Annotated in this window: 16 protein-coding genes; 6 read left to right on the forward strand and 10 right to left on the reverse strand. The window is 61.8% G+C overall.

What is annotated here, in order from left to right; translation table 11 throughout:
• Positions 1–6: 6 nt before the first annotated feature.
• From ACWFSR_RS01295 to ACWFSR_RS01310, 4 genes are all read right to left on the reverse strand, one after another.
• On the reverse strand, positions 7–465 hold the full coding sequence (locus ACWFSR_RS01295; protein ID WP_307783983.1) for an FMN-binding protein: 459 nt from the start codon (positions 463–465) through the stop codon (positions 7–9).
• Positions 462–1,889 (reverse strand): ferredoxin reductase family protein, encoded by a 1,428-nt coding sequence (locus ACWFSR_RS01300; RefSeq protein ID WP_447522877.1) that lies wholly within the window; start codon positions 1,887–1,889, stop codon positions 462–464. The genes ACWFSR_RS01295 and ACWFSR_RS01300 overlap by 4 nt, the downstream gene beginning before the upstream one ends.
• Positions 1,890–1,954: 65 nt before the next feature.
• Positions 1,955–3,304 (reverse strand): sensor histidine kinase, encoded by a 1,350-nt coding sequence (locus ACWFSR_RS01305; protein WP_447522878.1) that lies wholly within the window; start codon positions 3,302–3,304, stop codon positions 1,955–1,957.
• On the reverse strand, positions 3,304–3,981 hold the full coding sequence (locus ACWFSR_RS01310) for a response regulator transcription factor (protein ID WP_197110537.1): 678 nt from the start codon (positions 3,979–3,981) through the stop codon (positions 3,304–3,306). The genes ACWFSR_RS01305 and ACWFSR_RS01310 overlap by 1 nt, the downstream gene beginning before the upstream one ends.
• 222 nt (positions 3,982–4,203) lie before the next feature.
• On the opposite strand from ACWFSR_RS01310, the gene ACWFSR_RS01315 reads away from it, so the two are divergent.
• Positions 4,204–5,676, forward strand: a complete 1,473-nt coding sequence (locus ACWFSR_RS01315; RefSeq protein WP_447522879.1) for an aminopeptidase P family protein — start codon at positions 4,204–4,206, stop codon at positions 5,674–5,676.
• Positions 5,677–5,722: 46 nt separating this feature from the next.
• A complete protein-coding gene (locus ACWFSR_RS01320) occupies positions 5,723–7,189 on the forward strand; it encodes an SPFH domain-containing protein (RefSeq protein WP_447522880.1) in 1,467 nt (488 codons plus the stop codon).
• 70 nt (positions 7,190–7,259) lie between these two features.
• On the opposite strand, the gene ACWFSR_RS01325 is transcribed toward ACWFSR_RS01320, so the two are convergent.
• The 3 genes from ACWFSR_RS01325 to mhpA are packed head-to-tail and all read right to left on the reverse strand — an operon-like array spanning position 7,260 to position 11,538.
• Entirely contained in the window at positions 7,260–8,786 is a 1,527-nt protein-coding gene (locus ACWFSR_RS01325; protein ID WP_447522881.1) for a carboxyl transferase domain-containing protein, read from the reverse strand.
• The gene (locus ACWFSR_RS01330; protein ID WP_447522882.1) at positions 8,783–9,955 is read right to left on the reverse strand and encodes a CaiB/BaiF CoA transferase family protein; all 1,173 of its coding nucleotides are present in this window, start codon (positions 9,953–9,955) and stop codon (positions 8,783–8,785) included. The genes ACWFSR_RS01325 and ACWFSR_RS01330 overlap by 4 nt, the downstream gene beginning before the upstream one ends.
• Positions 9,952–11,538, reverse strand: coding sequence for a bifunctional 3-(3-hydroxy-phenyl)propionate/3-hydroxycinnamic acid hydroxylase MhpA (mhpA, locus tag ACWFSR_RS01335; RefSeq protein WP_447522883.1), 1,587 nt, complete (start codon positions 11,536–11,538; stop codon positions 9,952–9,954). The genes ACWFSR_RS01330 and mhpA overlap by 4 nt, the downstream gene beginning before the upstream one ends.
• Positions 11,539–11,676: 138 nt before the next feature.
• Here mhpA and ACWFSR_RS01340 point away from each other — a divergent pair, with 138 nt between their 5' ends.
• The 4 genes from ACWFSR_RS01340 to ACWFSR_RS01355 all read left to right on the forward strand — a co-directional run bounded on the left by ACWFSR_RS01340 (position 11,677) and on the right by ACWFSR_RS01355 (position 16,354).
• Positions 11,677–12,906 (forward strand): amino acid ABC transporter substrate-binding protein, encoded by a 1,230-nt coding sequence (locus tag ACWFSR_RS01340; RefSeq protein WP_197108451.1) that lies wholly within the window; start codon positions 11,677–11,679, stop codon positions 12,904–12,906.
• 78 nt (positions 12,907–12,984) lie between these two features.
• On the forward strand, positions 12,985–13,869 hold the full coding sequence (locus ACWFSR_RS01345; RefSeq protein WP_197108448.1) for a branched-chain amino acid ABC transporter permease: 885 nt from the start codon (positions 12,985–12,987) through the stop codon (positions 13,867–13,869).
• Positions 13,866–14,834 (forward strand): branched-chain amino acid ABC transporter permease, encoded by a 969-nt coding sequence (locus ACWFSR_RS01350; RefSeq protein ID WP_197108446.1) that lies wholly within the window; start codon positions 13,866–13,868, stop codon positions 14,832–14,834. The genes ACWFSR_RS01345 and ACWFSR_RS01350 overlap by 4 nt, the downstream gene beginning before the upstream one ends.
• A complete protein-coding gene (locus ACWFSR_RS01355) occupies positions 14,831–16,354 on the forward strand; it encodes an ATP-binding cassette domain-containing protein (protein ID WP_197110531.1) in 1,524 nt (507 codons plus the stop codon). Before ACWFSR_RS01350 ends, ACWFSR_RS01355 begins: the two co-directional genes overlap by 4 nt.
• A gap of 20 nt (positions 16,355–16,374) precedes the next feature.
• Here ACWFSR_RS01355 and ACWFSR_RS01360 read toward each other — a convergent pair whose 3' ends face one another.
• The 3 genes from ACWFSR_RS01360 to ACWFSR_RS01370 are packed head-to-tail and all read right to left on the reverse strand — an operon-like array spanning position 16,375 to position 18,738.
• Positions 16,375–17,148: an IclR family transcriptional regulator gene (locus ACWFSR_RS01360; protein ID WP_197108436.1), complete on the reverse strand. Its 774-nt coding sequence runs from the start codon at positions 17,146–17,148 to the stop codon at positions 16,375–16,377.
• The gene (locus ACWFSR_RS01365; RefSeq protein WP_197108434.1) at positions 17,133–17,519 is read right to left on the reverse strand and encodes a nuclear transport factor 2 family protein; all 387 of its coding nucleotides are present in this window, start codon (positions 17,517–17,519) and stop codon (positions 17,133–17,135) included. Before ACWFSR_RS01365 ends, ACWFSR_RS01360 begins: the two co-directional genes overlap by 16 nt.
• Positions 17,512–18,738: a DUF3500 domain-containing protein gene (locus ACWFSR_RS01370; RefSeq protein ID WP_447523431.1), complete on the reverse strand. Its 1,227-nt coding sequence runs from the start codon at positions 18,736–18,738 to the stop codon at positions 17,512–17,514. The genes ACWFSR_RS01365 and ACWFSR_RS01370 overlap by 8 nt, the downstream gene beginning before the upstream one ends.
• Positions 18,739–18,885: the final 147 nt, after the last annotated feature.

An 18,885-nucleotide genomic window follows, 5' to 3' on the forward strand; every position in this document is an offset into this window, starting at 1 on the left:
GCCGCCTCAGGAAGCAGCTTGGTCGAGTGCCGATTGCACCGACTCAAGATAGGCCTGACTCGTGTAGGTCGCACCGCTCACGTTGGAGACCTGAGCAGACTGCGACTCGATAACTTCAGCACGCAGAATCGGTGCCGTTTTGTTGCTGGTCTGGTCAGAGCGACTGTATTTGTCGGCCAGAGTGAGAGCCGCAACCTCGGTAACGATGCCGGCTGAGACCGTCACGGCGACTTGAACATCGCCGAAACGAGTGTTGATGCGTGATCCGGTATATGTCCCGTCAACGAGATCTAGCACGGCCTCCTCTGGCGTGATCACCACGCTCGGAGTGATAGCTGGTGTTGGATCGATTGGAGCCGTCAACGACGTGCCGTCGCTCGTGACAACTCTCATGCCTGCTTGGTGACTGACGATCAGCACGCTTCCGGCGGCCAGAATGCTCGCCAGCATTGTTCGTGTTCTCACCAGTCGAACCTTTCCGAGTGAATCTGATGAGAGCGCAGGCCGGCGGCTCGCACTTCTGCTTCAACGAGATCGAGCCACGGGGTCGGCCCGCAGAGGTACACATCGGAGTCGGCCAGGTCAGGGAAAATAGTGGCGAGGGTGACACCACGATCGACATCGGCGGCAGAGATCCAGCTCGAGGTGGTGCGAGACCGATGCCCGATCATTGTATAAAAAGCGGCACCTTTTGCGGTGGCGATCGCCCGAACCTCATCCCAGTGGTAGGCCTCGTCTGGAGTGCTGGCGCGCAATAATACAGTCGCATCGCCGGGGTCAAAACTGGCTTGCTCGAGAAGGGCACGCACCGGTGTCACACCGATCCCGGCGGCAATGATCGCCACTTTCGGGCTGGTGCGTGCGACATTCGAGAACAGCCCGTAGGGACCTTCGAAGCTCACGCGGGTGCCGACCGGCAAGGTTCCTAGTTGAGTGCTGCCTTCGCCGAGGGCTCGAACGGTAATGCGCGCTGACCTGTTGGTCGGCATCGCGGAGAGTGAAAAAGGGTGCGAGTGCCACCACGTGCGTCTCGTCCAGAAACGCCAGATGAAGAACTGGCCACCGGATGCGTCAAGTTCACGCAGCGCATGACCGCTGAACTGAATTGCGGTCACCCCGGGAGCGATCACGTCGACCGCCGAAATGCGAAGGCGGTGACGAATGCTCGACACTATCGGCTCGACAAAACGAAACATCACGATGCCACCGATCGCCGCAACGTAGAGGGCGATCCAGTAGATGCGCTGAAACGTTCCTTCAGCGAGCACCCCGCCGACGCTGAGCTGGTGCGGAAGAGCAAACACCACAGACGCGTAACTGAGCAAGTGAATGAGATGCCAGCCCTCGTAGCTGAAACGGCGCCGCACGGCGACGAGCGACGACACCACGACAGCAATCATGAGCCCGAGGGCGATGAAGGCGAGCGGCATATCGGGGAGGGCAAGCATCGGGCCGATCTCGGCAATCGGGTTAACTCCTGTGCACAGCCCATAACCGATGATCAACAGGACGGCATGGCCGAGCAGTAAATAGAGCGCAGGTTTGCCGAGTGAACGATGCATGGCGATAGCGCGGTCGTGGCCGATGGTCGCATCGATGAAGGGGATGCGGGCCGCGAGCACCAACATCACGAGAATGAAGTCAGTACCAATCAGGCCCGCAACGATGCCCATACTCGTGATGGTTTCGCCGACAGTGAATTGGCTGGCGGTTTGCGAGGCTAGGTAGAGGGCGGCGGCGGCGGGCCCGGAGGCCCAGAATGCAATGACAAGGATGTCGGAACGACGGTTGCGACGGGCATACTTGCGTCGGTATTTGGCGGCGGAATTGCGCGGTTGTGAGGCAGCGCGACGGGAAGTGGCCTGGGTATTGGCCTGGGTAGCGGGCATCCTCCCACTCTGTTCCTGCAAACTAAGGGAACGCTAAGAAATGGGCCGCTCTAACATGAGTGAACTCACATGTTTGGCAGAGTGACGATCACGCGTAACCCCGTGTCCGTATTCTCCAACGTCGCCGTGCCGCTGGCAGCCACAGCGATCGCGTGCACCAGAGCGAGTCCGAGACCACTCCCTCCCGTCATGGCAGTGCGGGAATTGTCGGGACGGGAGAAGCGATTGAAGGCGATCGGGATGAACTCCTCAGACATGCCGGGGCCGGTGTCGTGCACCTCCAACCGCAGTTGTGTCGCATCCTGATGCAGCGTGGCAACGACCTCACCCTTCGCGGCGATAGCGGCCACCGCATTCGATAACAGATTGTCGACGAGTCGACCAAAAGTGTGAACGCCCACGGCATAGCGTGCGCTCTCATCAGCCACATCGACCGTGAACTCCACCCGCGCCGACTTGGCCATGCCCACAAGCCGCGCCCGGTCGATGCTGCCCATGAACTCATCGAGAAGGCCGTTGGCTGCGGTCTGCATCGTGCCAGAGTCTGTATCTAGTCGATTGAGCTCCAACAGATTCGACGCCAACGAGGTCAGGCGATTGACGGATGCCTTGGCCAATGACACGTGGGCGGCGAGGGCAGCCGCATCTCCTAGGTCAGAGTGTGCGAGCTCAAGCTGAGTTTTGAGTGCCGCCAGAGGGGTGCGCAACTCATGGGCCGCATCCGACACCATCTGTTTTTCGCGTTCGGTAGAGGCGCGGCTGCCGGCAAGAAAGGTGTTGAGGGTTTCAGCGAGGGCCGATAGTTCGTCTCGAGCAGGGCCAACCGGAAGGGTAGCTTCGGAGTCTGCGCTGAGTTCTTCGGCTTTGCGACGCATCGCATTCACCGGCTGGAGGGCGACGGTCGCAAGAATCCACGAGGCGAGAGCGAAGCCGACTAGCAGAACGATGGCGGCGATCACGAGAATTTCGCTGAGGCGTTGCAGGGCTAGTTCACTGGCGGCAGTGGAGCGTGCTGCCCAGACCACCCAGTCCCCGGAGGTAGTCGCAACAACAGCACCGGAGATGACAAAGGCGTGTTTCTCATCGTCACGAAAATCGAAGGTTCCGGTGACCTGTTCGTGGCTATCGATGACCTCTCTCACCGTGAACGGCACCGAGTTGACCTGCACCGCTCCGGAGGGATCACACACATACACGAGAACGCCGGTGCCGGGACTCTCAATCGTGCCGTCGGGGTTTTCAGTGATGGCGGCGATAAGCGGGACTAGGTCGCTCGAGGCAAGGCTGTAATCGGCCTCAATCAGCATCTGATCGACTGAGGCACGGACGACCAACAGGGCGATCGTCAACAGGACCGCCACGGCCGCAACACTGCCCAACGTGATGCGGGCACGGATAGAGAGGGCCGAAAACATTACGCCTTTACTGACAGCGCGTAGCCAACACCGCGCACGGTACGGATCGCGAGCGCCGATTGAGTGGGCTGCAGCTTGCGGCGTAGGTAGCTCACGTATTGATCCACCACGTTGGCATCAATGTGCGCGGTCGTGCCCCAGACCTCCTCCAAGATCACCGAACGGGTGAGCGGTTCGCCTTCGTGCGAGGCGAGCATCCAGAGCAGCGCAAACTCTTTTGAACTCATGGGCAGGGGAGTGCCGCCAACGGTAGCGCGCACGGTAGCGGCATCGAGCGTGAGGTTTCCGATGATGAGGGTCGCTCTGCTGATAGCTAAATCTCGACGAACGAGAGCGCGGATACGAGCCGAGAATTCGACGAAAGCGAACGGTTTCGTGAGGTAATCATCCGCCCCCGAATCGAGGCCGACCACGCGGTCTTCGACAGCATCCCTGGCGGTCAGTAAGAGCACGGGAAGCAGGTTGCCTTGCTCGCGCAGGTGACGGCAGATTTCGAATCCGGTCATTTCGGGCAGCATGACGTCGATCGCGGCGGCCGAGTAGGTGTCGTGGGCGACGGCGATCAGGGCATCGACACCGTTGGTGACGAGCGTGACTTCGTGGCCGTCATCCTCGAGTCCATGTTGCACAAGAGCCCCCATGGTCGCGTCGTCTTCCACGACAAGGATCTTGGTCATGGCGGTCAGACTACGCGAGCGGGCTCGCGCGCAACGGCAGCGAGGGCGCGCCTGTGGACAAGAGCACCCTCACGCTAGTTACTCGCGTCTGAGCGTGCTGGCGGCGCAGACCGATCCCAGGCCGAATTGCGTGGCACTATCGGGCGCTGCAGCGCTGATACCGTGGCGGTGCAGCCAGTTCTCACCCGACTGGTGACACCAACACTTCGCTCAAAGGAAACCATGTCGCCGGAATCCGTTCCCATGCCCGATGCCCACCCGCACACCGCTCCCTCAGCGTCAGTGCCGCACCCTGATCGTGGCGACCCACGGTTGCCGCACCTGCGCAACGCGACCGGGTTCATCGAGTACATGGAAACCGGGTGGGCTACCCCCGACCGCACGCCCGACACCGTGCCGGGCATCGCCGCGGCAACGGCAGCGCACCGCGCACGACTGAGCCCCGCCTTTGCTGGACGCACAATTGTGGTGGCCGGCGGCACGGCTCCGGTGCGCGTGAACGACAACTACTACGGCTTCCGCCCCGACAGCAATTTCTTCTGGTTGAGCGGATGCTCGGCCGAAGACGCCGTGCTCGTGATGAGCCCCACGGCCGGTGGCCACGACGCGACGCTGTTTATTCCTGCTCCGGCATATCCCGGTGAGGCAGATTTCTTTGCGGATGCCGCCCACGGTGAACTCTGGGTCGGCTCCGCACCCGGCATGCCCGAGTGGACGGCCGCGCTGCAGATCGAGACGCGTCCACTTTCGGAACTCGATGCAGCTTTGGCGCGTGCGAGCGATATTGCGCTCACCGGATCGCTGCACGGCGCCCGCCCGCTGCTGCGCGACATCCCGGTCTCGCAGGATCTTGGTCGTGTGCTTTCGGAGATCCGGATGATCAAAGACGAGTGGGAAATCGCCGAACTGCGCGGTGCCGTGAACCACACGATCGAAGGCTTCAAGGCCGTCGCCCGCGAGATTCCGCAAGCCATCGAGTTCGGTGGCGAACGCTGGTTGCAGGGAACTTTTGATCGCTACGCCCGCACCGTGGGCAATGGCACCGGCTACACCACGATCGTCGGCAGCGGAAAGAATGCGCCCGTGCTGCACTGGGTGCGCTGCGATGGCCCCGTGAATCCCGACGCCGCCGTGCTGCTCGACATGGGAGTGGAAGCCCGCTCCTTATATACGGCGGATGTCACGCGCACGCTTCCGGCATCCGGAACGTTCTCGCCCGCTCAGCGTCAAGCGCACGACCTCGTAGAGAAGGCGCACCGTGCGGGACTTGCGGCGGTTGGTCCCGGCAAGATCTTTAGCGACTTTCATCTCGCCGCGCTCGAAGTGATTGCGACCGGTCTGCACGACTGGGGCATGCTTCCTGTCTCGGTCGATGAGGCACTGAGCCCGCAGGGTCAGCACCACCGTCGGTTCATTGTGTGCGGCATCGGTCATCACCTCGGTCTCGACGTGCACGACTGCGCACAGTCGAGCTACTCCGCCTACCAGAGCGGCGAACTCGTGCCCGGAATGGTCATGGCGGTCGAGCCCGGACTCTACTTTCACGAGTGGGATAACACCGTGCCACCCGAGCTGCGCGGCCTCGGCGTGCGCATCGAAGACAACGTGATGGTCACCCCAACAGGGCACGAAGTTCTCTCCGAAGCGCTGCCCATTACGGCAACCGGCATCGAAGAGTGGATGCGCGGCCTCTAACCAAGGACAATGGGTGCAGATCGCTCATTTTTTGAAAGGTGCATACATGGAAATCTTCGCCACTGGCGGACTCGTCCTCCTCATCGGAATCGGGGTGGTCATCCTTGTTGTACTTTTCCTGGTCATGTTGCTGATCGCTCGCGCCTGGTTCAAGGTCGCTCGCGCCGACGAGGCTCTCGTCGTTTCGGGGCGTTCGCAAAAGGACTCCTCGGGCAAGGACTCGGCCGTCACGGTCATCGTGAATGGCAAGGCACTGGTCAACCCGATCACACAGCGCCACGAGACGATTTCGCTTCGCTCGCGCCAGGTGTCAATGACTGCAGAGGCGCAGTCGGCTGACAACGTAACGCTTCAGGTCGAAGCAGTAGCGATCGTGAAGATCGGTTCTGACCCTGCCCTGGTTCGTCGTGCTGCCGAGCGTTTCGCTTCGCAGGATGCCGCCATCGAGCAGTTCACAACAGAGCAGCTTGAAGGTGCTCTTCGTGGTGTTGTCGCAACCCTCTCGGTTGTTGAACTCATGCGTGAGCGCAAGAAGTTCTCTGACCAGATCGCGACGGATGTCTCGACCGAACTGTCGGAGCAGGGACTGATTCTCGACTCCTTCCAGATCAAGGGCATCGGCGACAAAGTTGGCTACATCCAGTCGCTCGGAACTCCGCAGATCGAGTCGAAGCGTCGTGAAGCAGAACTCGCCACGGCCGACGCCAACCGCGAGATCTCGAAGCGCAACATCACCGTTGCCGAGGCGAACCTGATCGAGCAGACCGCGCTCGACAAGAACACCGCAGACTCCAAGGCTGAGGTCGGTAAGGCCAACGCTGAAGCTGAGCAGGCTGAAGCGCTCGCTCGCGCCACGGCCGAGCAGGGCGTTCTGCAGCAGCGTGCCGAGAACCGTCAGGCAGAGCTCGACGCTGACGTGAAGCGTGTAGCCGATGCCAACCTGTACAAGGCTCAGAAGGATGCCGACTCCGACGCCTACCGTCTGGTCAAGGGTGCCGAAGCCCAGGCCCAGATCGCGGCTGTCGAAGCAGAAGCGGTTCGCGTTCGCGCCGCCGCTGATGCGGATGCCGTTCGCCTTTCCGGTGAAGCACGCGCAGCAAGCATCGAGGCGGAAGCTGCGGCTCTCGCCAAGCACCAAGATGCACTCCTCGCCCAGCGTGCCCTCGAATCGCTGCCGCTCGTCATGGAGCAGTGGGCAAAGGGTTATGGCCAGATCGGTTCTGTCACCGTCATCGGTGGTAGCGGATCAAGTGCAGCAGACACCATCGGAAACGAAAGCTCAATCGCTTTGCGTAGCTCCTTCGAATCGATCAAGGCTGCAACGGGTCTCGACCTCGCCTCGATCATCCAGGGCCGTGCCGTTGGTCAGGCTGTTGGTGAAGGTGCTCGCGGCAGCGCTGCCAGCAGCTCACCCACCAACTCGGTTGATGACTCGCTCGCAGCAAAGCTTGCAGAAGTAGCACTCAGCGAGACTTCCGCCGGCGCTACCGAGGGCAGCGACAGCTCGGAATAATCGCATAACGGCGAAGGGCGGGCATCCAGATCATCGGATGCCCGCCCTTTCGCTCGTTGCGACGTGAACGCTAGTCGTGGTCGCCGATCTGGTCGGGGCGCGCTGCACCGCTGTCGGCGATGCCGAGACCGAGGTAGTTGGCCGTGCGCGCGGCCCGGCGCTGATCGTTGTCTTGGCGCTCCAAGTCGGCTAGTTGGCGCACGATGGCGTGACCGACTCTGCGGCAAAACTCAGCGGGCTCGACGTCAGCAGAGGGCCATTCTTCGACGATTTCATGAACGATTCCGTCGTCGAGCAGATCCTGAGAACGCACGCGCTGGTCGACGGTCATGCTCGCGGCGTGCGTGGTGTCGCCGAACATGATCACGCTGGCTCCTTCGGGCGGCAGCGGCGCGAGCCACCCGTTCCTAGCTGCAATAACGCGATCGGCGGGCATCAGAGCGAGCGCTCCGCCTCCGGTACCTTCACCCAAAATTACGGCGACGGTCGGTACGGAAAGATCCAACATCTCGGCTAGGCAGCGTGCGATCTCTCCGCCGAGACCGCCCTCCTCTGCTTCGCGAGAAAGGGCTGCTCCGGGAGTATCAACGACGGTGATGAGCGGCAACCCGAGCTCAGCGGCGAGAGCCATTCCGCGACGGGCTTGGCGCAGAGCATCCGGACCCAGCTCGGCGTCGCCCTGTGCTCGCTGGTCAAGCCCGACAACAACAGTTCCTCGTCCGCCGATGGTGGCCAAGGACACCACAGCCGACTTGTTCGACTCGCCTTGACCGGTTCCGCTCAGGGGAACGATGGAGGTCGCGGCGTAGCGCAGAAGCGAACGCAGTCCGGGGCGCCCGCTGCGGCGCGAAATCTGAATCGACTCCCACGACGAGGGAATCTGCGTCGCGGGTTCCTCCGCCGGCGGGGGAGCGGAATCATCAGCGGCAGCGATGATTGCCAGAGCCTCACCCGCCATCGTGCGCAAATGCTTGGCATCGAGCACGGCATCGACAATGCCGTGGGCGAAAAGGTTCTCGGCGGTTTGAACACCGTCCGGAAAGTCGGCGCCATAGAGCGCCTTGTAGACCTTGGGGCCAAGGAAGCCAACCAAAGCGCCCGTTTGAGCGACGGTGATGTGGCCGAGCGAACCCCACGAAGCGAAAACTCCGCCGGTCGTGGGATGCCGGAGGTAGACAAGGTAGGGAAGTTTCGCGGCTTTGTGCGCCACGACTGCTTCGGTGATCTTGACCATCTGCAAGAACGCCCGGGTGCCTTCTTGCATGCGCGTTCCGCCCGAGACGGGGGCGGCAAGCACCGGTAAGCCCTCTCTGGTTGCTCGCTGGATTGACTCCACCATCCGGGTCGCGGCGTTGACGCCGATGGAGCCACCGAGGAAACGGAACTCACCCACGACGACAGCGACGCGCGCCCCATTGAGTAGGCCTTCGCCGGTGACGAGTGATTCGTCTTCACCGGTCTTGGCGCGGGCCGCCTCCAGTTCGCTGCGGTAGTTCTCCTCGATGGCCAACGGAGCCAGCGGCGAGTTCCAGCTGACGAAGGTGTCATCATCGAGTGTCATAGCGATGAGCTCGCGAGCGCTGGGATGGGTGTTCATTGGTTAAGCCAATCACGCACAGAGTCGTTGTGTTGTCCGAGAGTCGGCGGCGCGCTGTGTGTCGTGCGCGTGTGTTCTTCGCCGTCGGCGCTGAAGAAACGCAATGGCGGGCCAGGCAGGCTGATCTCGCCGAGGGTCGCGTGGTCGACATCCACGATGAGTCCCTGCGACTGCGTTTGGTCCCACTCATAGACCTGCTGCAGGCTGCGCACTCGCCCGGCGGGGATTCCCGCTTCTTCGAGAGCGATCAGCAGGGCATCCGCATTCCAATCCGAGAATACTTCTTCTAAGGCGGCGATGAGCGAGTCACGATTGTCTACACGCTGACCATTGGATGCCCAGCGCTCGTCATCGACTGCGATCCCGGTCATGGCGCACAACCGTGCCCAGAGGCTCTCCGACCCCACCGCAATTTGCACCGCTCCGGATCCCGTGTGAAAGAGCCCATAGGGAGCGATGGATGGATGATGGTTTCCGTTCGCCAGCCCGACCTCCTTGGCGACAGTCCACCGCGTGCCTTGGAAGGCGTGCACTCCCACGACGGAGGCGAGAAGCGACGTGCGAACAACCTGCCCGCGTCCCGTGCGCTCTCTTTCGAGCAACGCCGCGAGCACGCCATAGGCGCCGTACATGCCGGCGAGCAAGTCGCCGATCGGCACACCAACGCGCTGGGGATCGTCTGGCTTGCTGCCCGTGATCGACATGAGCCCGGCTTCGCCCTGAGCGATCTGGTCGTAGCCTGCCCGCCCGCCCTCGGGACCGTCGTGGCCAAAGCCACTGATCGACAACAACACGAGGCGCGGGTTGAGCTCTTCTAAGCGTGCGGGGGAAAAGCCCAAGCGATCGAGCGTTCCTGGTCGAAAGTTTTCGAGCAGAACATCAGCACGCGTTATGAGGTCTGCCAGCAGAGCCGAGTCTGCTGCATCCTTCAGGTTGAGGGTGATCGATTCTTTGTTCCGGTTGGTGGAGAGAAAGTAGGTCGACTCCCGAGCTCCTTCGTCGCCGACAAAGGGCGGACCCCACCCGCGAGTGTCGTCGCCGGTGCCGGGGGTCTCCACTTTGATGACTCGCGCACCTAAGTCGCCCAGCATCATCCCGGCGTGAGGGCCGGCCAAGGCGCGAGTGAGGTCGAGCACGAGATAGCCGCTGAGCGAACCGGTATCGGTCATGCTCGTGCCTCCAGCGTGGAGACGCCGAGCTGGTCGCTGAAGGCGAGGATCATGGCGCTGGTCTCGACCCCAGTGGCGGCGCCAAAGGTGTAGAAGTCAGGGCGGATGAGCACGCCCTCGGCGTTGAGCTGGTCGAGCCAGGCAGCGTACGTGCCGTCGACTTCGTCAATCGTGATGACGGCGGGATGCTCGCCGGAGAGGGCCACGACGGTGATGCCCCGATCGCGGATCGCAGCGGCGGCCTCAGGGGAGAGAAGCGTGTAGAGCTCGGCCTGCGCCATCATCAGTACCGCCCCTGAATACAAGTCGTCGAAGCGGGCAGCGGAACCGTCGAAGTGAATAGTCGCTTGGGGCGAAAGCTGTCCGCCGTCGGAGAGATGAAGTCCGGGGCCCAGAAGCGGGGCTGGTGGCGCAGGGGGAGCGTGTCCCTTGGCGAGCTCGGCGATCATCCGTTCGTCTCGTTCTGCTGCTTCTGCGGGATCAGTGATGCAGATCACGCGCCCCAGTGAAATGGAGAAGTCGATGAACTCACGGATGTGAGTGAGGCGTTCGGTCTCGTAGGTGTCGAGAACACTCTCGGCGGCGCGACCGTCAAGCACAGCCCCGAGTTTCCAGAACAGGTTCATGACATCGCGCAGACCGGCGCCCAAACCCTGGCCGGCGAAAGGAGGCATGAGGTGGGCGGCGTCTCCCGCCAACAACACGTGGCCCTGACGCCAGCTGGTGGCCCAACCGGCTTGGAAGGTGTACACCGAGTGTCGTTCGAGTTCAGAGTTGTCGGGGCGAATTCCGAACGGTTCGAGCAGCTCCCACGCCCGTTCGGTCTTGTTGAGCGACTCGATGGTCTCGTGCGGCAAGCGCATGAACTCCCAGCGCCGTCGCCCGGGGCCACCGGGAACCATCGTGGCGGGGCGAGCGATGTCGCAGGTCTGAATCGCGACGTGAGGAAAGTCGAGAGAGGGATCGGGGATGACGTCGACGACAAGCCAGTCGTAGAAGAATCCCATGTCGTGCCAGTCGATACCGGCCCACCGGCGAACAGTGCTGTTCGCTCCGTCAGCGCCCACCAAGTAGCGGGATTTCACGATGAGCTCGTCTGCTGTGGCGAGGTTGCTCAGTCGGGTTGAGACAACGTCGTCGTCGGCGATGACCTCTGCCGACCATCCGCGAAGCACCGTCACAGTGGGCAATGCCAGGAGCACCGCCTCCATGCGGTCTTCAAGCGCAGGTTGGCTGAAAAAGTAGGTGTTGTACCAACCGGATGATCCGATTCCGCTCCAGTCGACTTCGACAAGGCTTTGGCGCTCGGCATTGCGCCAGACATACATATCGTCGTACGGCTCGGTGATCTCCGGAATCGTGTCCGGGGCCAGACCGATGGATTGCAGGATCCGTGCGAACTCAAAATCATGAGTCACCGCACGGGGCAGGGGATAGCCCTCGGTCTTGCGATCGGCGATGAGGACGCGATGACCAGCACGGCCAAGTTGGATCGCCAGTAGCTTTCCCACGGGACCAAGTCCCACGATCATCACGTCATAGTTGTCGGTTGCCGCTGTTGGCGGCGTAGCTTCATTGCTCACGTCGCCGAGCCTAGAAGTAGCGAAAGCGGGCGCCGAAGTTCTGTCCCGAAATACGGGATGGAAAGTTGTTTGCTTGCCGACAGGGTTTGAGTATGGGGTATCCCGTGCACCACGGGCCGCAATCAAAGGAGATTCGCGATGCACCTCAGTACCCGACGTAGGCGCTTGGCTGGCGGCCTCGCGTTCATCACGGCAACAGCACTTGCCCTGACTGGTTGTTCCCCCATAGGGGCGGATGGAGGAACCTCTGATTCCTCAGAACCCATCCGCATCGGAGCAACAATTCCCCTCAGCGGAGCGCTCGCCGGCTTCGGCAGCTTCCTTCAATGGGGCTACCAGCACGCCGTCGACGAAGTGAATGCTGCTGGCGGCATCATGATCGATGGAACCGCTCGCGAAGTCGAACTCACTCTCGTCGACGATAAGTCCGACCCCAACGAGGTCACGTCATCGATCAAGACCCTCATCTCTTCCACCAAGGTGGATGCGTTGCTCGGTTCCTGCACGCCTGACCTGGTGAACCCGGGAGCGGTCGTTGCCGATTCCCAGGGCGTTCCGTTCGTCGCGGAGTGCACCCCCATCGAGGTATTCAAGTCCGTGAAGGAGTGGACCTACGCCTGGGACATCTTCTTCTCGGTCGCCGACCAGGCTGTCGCTCCATTCGAAGCCCTTGAGGCGAATGGGATCGAAACCAACAAGCAAGTGTTCATCCTTCACGACAACGGCCCTGACGGGCAGGCAATCGGGAACGAAATCTGGCCAGCCGTTGCTGCCGACCAGGGGTACACGATCGCGGGAAATATCGAATTCCCCGCTGACAACACCGACTTCTCGGCCGCCATTCAGAAGGCCAAAGAGTCAGGCGCTGACATCGTCTTCATTTCGTCGATCACACCAGCGGCGATCTCCATCCGCAAGCAGATGGCAGCCATCGGGTGGACCCCGAAGGTCATCGTCGCCGAAAAGGGCGCCGAGCCAGTCCAGTTCGCTGAAGCGCTCGGAGACCTGGCCGACGGCATCATCGTCGGAGCCTACTGGGACCCGTCCTTCGGTTACCCCGGCGCAGAAGAGCTGAAAGACGCGTTCGAATCCGAGACCGGCCTGACCTCGAGCCAGCACATCGCTGATAGCTACACGGCAGCAATGGTGCTGATGGATGCCATCGCAGCAGCAGGGTCGCTCGACAAAGACGAAATCAACGACGCCATCGGCGAAACCGACGGCATCTACGCCGTCGGTCCGGTGAAGTTTGATGACGAGCACGCGGCAAAGATCCCCGTCGTGTCGTCGCAGTGGCAAGACGGCGTTCCGATCATCGTGTGGCCGACGGAACAGGCGACAGGGGACTTCCTCTTTCCCGTTCCCTAATCCCGGTGACACGGGGGCCGGCACTGCGGTGTCGGCCCCTCACCCCACCGCCCCTACAACGATGTGGATGACTCTCGGATGAACTCGATTGACCCTGTAGGACTGGCTAACACAGTCCTCGGCGGAGCCCTTCTCGGTGGGCTCATCGCCCTCAGTGCGGTAGGGCTCTCCCTCGTGTTGGGAGTGATGAAACTCGTCAACCTCATGCACGGCCAGATTGTCGTGCTTGGTGCTTACGCCGCCTTCTACTTGGCCGCGTTCTGGGGCATCAGCCCTCTGCTCGCGTTGCCTATCGTCTTTGTGCTTGGCTTCGCCTTCACCGCGCCCGTGCAGCACTTCATCCTCGCTCCCGTCGCCAAGCACGGCGAAGAAGCGGGATTGCTCACCACGTTCGCCCTCGCGATCATTCTCGAGAACCTCTTCATTCGGTTCTTCTCGGGCGACAGCCGATCGCTCGACACGGCCTTCAGCCGCGAAACGCTCGCTATCGGCCCCATCAACCTCCCGACGATTTACCTCATCGGGTTCGCCATTTCGTTGACCGTCTGTCTGGCCGTCTGGATGTTGGTGACCCGCACCTCATTCGGTCGCTCGCTGCGGGCCAGTTCTGAAGACCCGATCTCGGCGGCCATTGTCGGCATCCACGTGAGTCGCGTGCGCTGGGGCACCTTCGCCCTCAATGGAGGGTTGGCATCGATGGGTGGAGTGCTCATCGCACTGTGCTTCTCGTTCACCCCGTCATCCGGCTCGGAGTACCTGCTCACCGCGTTCGCGATCATCGTGCTCGGCGGTCTCGGCAACATCATGGGCACCTTCGTGGGCGGAATCGCTCTCGGCGTCATCCAATCGCTCGGCGCCTATTTCTTCGGCGACGGTTACCGCACTTTTGTTGGACTCGTCATGCTCATCATTCTTCTGGCCATCGCGCCTAACGGAATCCTCAAACGGAGGCGCTCACTGTGAAGAACGGAATTTCTATCCTGCTCAGTCGCATCGCGACCCCCACTCGTGTGGGCCCGAGAGACTTCATCATCGTTGCCGTGCTGGCCGCAGTCGCCTTCGCTGTGCCGTACTTTGCAGGAACGTATCAGCAAGAGGTCGGCTTTCGCATCCTGCAACTAGGAGCGCTTGCCGCCGCCTGGAATATTGCCGCCGGGTACACGGGGCTAGTGTCGCTCGGCTCGGCCGCGTTCTTCGGAATCGGCGTCTACACGATGGCGATAGCCAGCAACGCGGGCCTCCCGATTGCGCTGTGTGTTGTTCTCGCAGCACTAGTCGCGGGGCTGTTCGCGCTCATCGTGAGCCCGGCGTTGTTCCGCCTTCGCGGCCTGTACTTCACCGTGGGCACTCTCGCGCTCGCCGAAGCGATGCGCATCTTCGTCGTCAATAGTCCGTGGTTCGGCGGCCAAGCAGGAATCTACCTGACCGCCAGAGCGCCCAAGGCCTATGACCTGTATTGGATCGCGCTGCTCATTGCCGTGTTCGTCGTGGTCTGCGTTCTGCTCTTATTGCGCAGCCGATGGTCGTACCGGATGCAAGCGGTGCGCGACGATGAAGATGTCGCAAGCCAGCTGGGGGTGCGCACCTATCGCACCAAGCTGTGGGCGTTCGGACTCTCTGGTGCACTCATCGCCATCGTCGGCTCGATTCAGGCGCTCAACCAGGGCATCGTTCAGCCCAACGGTGGGTTCGGGATGAGCTGGACGATTGACATCGTTTCCGTTGCCATCATCGGCGGCATGGGCACCAAGGTCGGCCCGTGGGTCGGTGCCGTATTTATCGTGTTGCTTGGCGAGTTTCTCATCCAGTTCCCCGAGATCCACTTGGCCGTCGTCGGTGTGGTTCTCGTGCTGGTCATCCGCTTTATGCCCAATGGGATCTGGGGCACGCTGACGCTCGCTCTGCAGAAGAACAGGAACTTCTCATGACCGCCGTATTGCAGCTCGAGTCGATCACCAAGTCGTATGGCGGGGTTCGTGCGCTCGATAGCCTTTCGCTCGAAGTAGCGCCCGGCGAAGTTTTGGGTGTCATTGGCCCCAACGGCGCCGGCAAAAGCACCCTCATCGGGGTCATTGGGGGCGCGCTCACGCCGAACTCGGGCACCGTCACGTTCGATGGCCGCGACATCAGCAAACTCAGCTCCGCCGATCGGGCGCGCCTGGGCATCGGTCGCACGTACCAAATTCCACGACCATTCACTCGGATGACCGTGGCCGACAATGTGCGCCTGGCCGCGACAAACTCGGGCCACCACATTTCGCAGCGCGAGCTCGAGCCCTTCGTTGCCGGCATCCTGGAGCGCCTGGGGCTCACCCCTTTTGCCGAAGAGGTTGCGGGCAAGCTGCCCCTGCTGCGTCGCAAACGGTTGGAACTCGCCCGAGCGTTGGCGTTGAAGCCCCGCGTGCTGCTGCTCGACGAAATCGGCGCTGGTCTGGTTCGCTCAGAGACCGAAGAGCTGATTGCGATCATCCAGAGCCTGCGCACCGAGGTCGAGTCGATGGTGCTCATTGAGCACGTGATGGATGTCATTTCGCAGTGCTGCGATCGCACTGCGGTTCTCGACTTCGGCAAGATGGTCACGATTGATGAGACGCCCAAGGTGCTCGCTGACCCCGTGGTCGCATCGCTCTACCTTGGCTCGGTTGCGGAGAGCGCCGACACTGTTGTGGTTGACGAGGAGAAGCGGGCAGGCATCCGTGCCTCGCTCACGTCGCTTGTGAGCGTAGCGACGTCAGTGCCCGGCACGCCTCTGCTCGCCGTCGACGATATTTGGGTGCGTTATGGCGGCCTGAATGCGCTCAAGGGCGTCTCGTTCTCGGTGAATGCCGGGGAATGTATCGCGCTCCTGGGAGCGAATGGTGCGGGCAAGACGACGATGGCTCGCTCGCTCGCCGGCGCTGTTCCACTGACCTCGGGAACGATCTCCTTCGCCGGCAAATCAATTGCCGGGCTGCGACCGGATGAGGTGACGGCACTGGGGATCGCTCAGTGCATGGAGGGTCGCAAGATCTTCGGAACCCTGTCGATCGAGGAGAACCTGATCGCTGGTGGATTGGACGCGCGCAAGCACGTGAAGGCAGAGCGACTCGAGGCGGTCTACTCGATCTTCCCGATTCTCAAGCAGCGCCGTAAGAACTCGGGAACAGCCTTGTCGGGCGGGCAACAGCAGATGCTCGCCATCGGACGAGCACTCATGTCTGCGCCCACGCTTCTGGTCTTTGACGAGATCTCTCTCGGTCTCTCGCCGATTGCGGTGGACGAAGTGTATGAAGCGCTCGGAGCGATTCGAGATTCTGGCGTCGCGATGATCGTTGTTGAACAGAGCGTGGACCGTGCGCTGGGGCTGGCTGACCGCGCGATGGTGCTCGGCCAGGGCGAGATCACTCTGGAGGGCAAGCCTGCAGAGTTGCTCGCTGATGCCCGGCTGTTGTCGAGCTACCTCGGCTGACCTGCGGGCGGGGTGGCTAGCTAGCTGGCCGAGGGAATGTTGCGAGAGTCGAACAGCAGGTTTCGGGTATCGATGCTTCCCTGCAACTTCATGAGCCGTTCCACGAAGAGCGCCTGCAAGACGTCAAACCGTTCGGTGGGGGCCACGATGGCGACAGCCTGATTGACGCCGGCCGAGTTTTGGATGCAGGTGGCGACCGCCGAGATGCCGACGTCGCGTTCTTCGTGGTCGAACGCCAGATTGTTGGCGCGCACCTCATCGAGTTCGGCGATGAACTTGTCGACGTCGGTAATGGTCTTGTTGGTGTGTCCGACGAGTACGTCAGGCAGTACCTCACGCACTTTTTGGTCGGGCAATTGTGCCAGCAGCACTTTGCCAATGCAGCTTCCGTGCAACGAAAAACTCTTGCCCACTTGAGTGACAGCGTGAAGGCGCGCGGTCGAGGCAACCTGGTCAACGACAACGACTTCTCGGCCGCTAAAGATAGCGAGTTCGACATTCTCGTTCACCGCCCGCGCGAGCGAGGTGAGCACGGGGCGCATGCCAGCGACGAGTTGCAAGTGGCTGTTCATCCCGAACTTCAAGACACCGGGACCGAGCGAGTAGCCGCCGGCCGATGACGCTCGAATGACGAAGCATTCACGTTCGAGTTCTTGAATGATGCGGTGCACGCTCGAGCGGGGCAGGCCGCTGCGCTGAGAAAGGTCAGTCAGAGAGAGCTGCCCGCGGCCCTCAGCGACAATATTGAGGATCGTTGTGGCGCGGCCGAAGATGGACATCAGCTCACCGGCCACGTTCGAGTGACGATGAGGGAATCGATACCCCAGGTGTGCCCGTCGCGCGAGAATGACATCTCGTACTCTCCCATCGTCGTCAAGAGTGGGGCAGGAGTGAACTCCCACCGGGTATATAAAGCTACGGCTGAGTATCCCAGTTCTGACTCAACAAGGCGAACATTGGTGATGATGTGGCGGTGGCTGTTGGGTTTGCCCCACAGCTCGGAGTAGAGCTCGGTGAGTTGATCGTCACCCGCTACGGTGCGTTGAGGAAACGTGACGGTGGCGCGGCGAAAGAGCTCCAGCGCCGCGGGGATGTCTTTGGCGTCGGCGATCGCTCCGTAGCGATAGAGGAGCTGTTGGGCTGCCGAATATGCATCCTCAGTCATGAGTCGCCTCGTACCGTCGCAACAGTGCTCTGCCGTAGTCGTTGCCATTGGGGGTGCGCACGATGGTGTGAATGTGGAACCCCGCAGGCTCGGTGTTGCTGAGGAAGACACCGCAGTGGTGATCGAGTTCGAGGATGACGACGGGGCTCTGTACACGGATGTAGAACACATCCTCGGGGCCGGTTCCGCCAATCCACGAGATCCAGGTGTCGTCGAAGTGCGCTTCGATTTCCTGTTGCCGGGCTCGAGCCGGGCCCTCGGGCAAGTAATCGACGAACTCGCGCACGAGCTCACGGAGTCGATCGCGCGCATCCGCTTCGAGCTCCGACGCGCGAACTCCCTCGTCAGGAATCACGCGGTTGTCTTGAAACGCGCCGGCAAGGTGGCGCTCATCGCCGGGATGGATGCGGCCCGCCGGCATGGCGGGATCCACCATCAATTCAAAGAGCACGGCGGTGTTCCTCTGAGCCGGAGTTAGCGCAGCCAGCAGCGCGCGAGCTTTCGTCACGCGCGGGGTCAGCGCAGGGTCGTCGTCATCGTGAAGCTTGTCGGGTTCGGCGCCAAAGAAGATCGGCGAGATCACGAGTTGGTCGGCGACGACTGCGCAATTCAGGGCGAGGTGGTGTCCAAAAATCTGCCACCCCCACGGTTCGGTGAGCGAAGGAGTTCCGTAGAGGGAAACGTTGTAGCTGAGGTCGTTCATGATCGGCTCAAGGCCGGTAAGCCCACCCAAGTAGCCGTTGATGTGCATGAGCGTGCGAGCGAGCGTCGCGCCCTGGGGGCTCAGCGTTGCATCGAGGAGCGCTAGGAGCGCTTCGCGAGCGTCGGCGTTGAGAAACTCGAGCCGCAGACCGGTGTCGTGCTGCATGAATTCGGGGTTCGCCCATGATTGCCATTCCACGGCATCCACGGGGTACTGCAGCGTCTCGCGTTGCTCAGGAGTGAGCGCCGCCAGCGCTGCCGTTGCTGCGCTCACCATCGCTGCGACGGGCGCACCGTTGGGGGCTGCTTCGAAGAGGTCGGGGATGATCGTGCCATCAGAAGTGACGCCGACGAACTCTGCGGGGTAGAGCGGCTGCCACCCCCGAATCAGGTCTCCCGTGAAGGCGTCGTGCTTCGCGGCCTCCCGATAGGAGTACGCGTCGAGGCCCCGGAGGCCCACGATCCGTTCATCGTCGGATGGGTATAGGTAGTGCCGGAAACCAGCGTCGTCGCTCATCACGTCGCTATTGAAGCACAGCAGTTGTGCGCTCCCGTAGGAGGTGTCCCGTGAAGTGAGACAGGCAGTTGACCGGGGTCGCTGGCGGGCTCAGGATCGATCTTAAGCAGGGTCGCTTAGCGCTACGCCTGCATCCATCGCTTAGAA

This window comes from Salinibacterium sp. NYA9b (genome assembly GCF_976973725.1).

What these genes read in the sequence shown, in the direction of transcription:
- ACWFSR_RS01320 (WP_447522880.1), top strand. Translation starts at nt 5,723, where the DNA reads ATGGAAATCTTCGCCACTGGCGGACTCGTCCTCCTCATCGGAATCGGG.
- ACWFSR_RS01305 (WP_447522878.1), bottom strand. Translation starts at nt 3,304, where the DNA reads ATGTTTTCGGCCCTCTCTATCCGTGCCCGCATCACGTTGGGCAGTGTT.
- ACWFSR_RS01370 (WP_447523431.1), bottom strand. Translation starts at nt 18,738, where the DNA reads ATGAGCGACGACGCTGGTTTCCGGCACTACCTATACCCATCCGACGAT.
- ACWFSR_RS01315 (WP_447522879.1), top strand. Translation starts at nt 4,204, where the DNA reads ATGTCGCCGGAATCCGTTCCCATGCCCGATGCCCACCCGCACACCGCT.
- ACWFSR_RS01300 (WP_447522877.1), bottom strand. Translation starts at nt 1,889, where the DNA reads ATGCCCGCTACCCAGGCCAATACCCAGGCCACTTCCCGTCGCGCTGCC.
- ACWFSR_RS01340 (WP_197108451.1), top strand. Translation starts at nt 11,677, where the DNA reads ATGCACCTCAGTACCCGACGTAGGCGCTTGGCTGGCGGCCTCGCGTTC.
- ACWFSR_RS01330 (WP_447522882.1), bottom strand. Translation starts at nt 9,955, where the DNA reads ATGACCGATACCGGTTCGCTCAGCGGCTATCTCGTGCTCGACCTCACT.
- ACWFSR_RS01365 (WP_197108434.1), bottom strand. Translation starts at nt 17,519, where the DNA reads ATGACTGAGGATGCATATTCGGCAGCCCAACAGCTCCTCTATCGCTAC.
- ACWFSR_RS01345 (WP_197108448.1), top strand. Translation starts at nt 12,985, where the DNA reads ATGAACTCGATTGACCCTGTAGGACTGGCTAACACAGTCCTCGGCGGA.
- ACWFSR_RS01325 (WP_447522881.1), bottom strand. Translation starts at nt 8,786, where the DNA reads ATGAACACCCATCCCAGCGCTCGCGAGCTCATCGCTATGACACTCGAT.
- ACWFSR_RS01310 (WP_197110537.1), bottom strand. Translation starts at nt 3,981, where the DNA reads ATGACCAAGATCCTTGTCGTGGAAGACGACGCGACCATGGGGGCTCTT.
- ACWFSR_RS01355 (WP_197110531.1), top strand. Translation starts at nt 14,831, where the DNA reads ATGACCGCCGTATTGCAGCTCGAGTCGATCACCAAGTCGTATGGCGGG.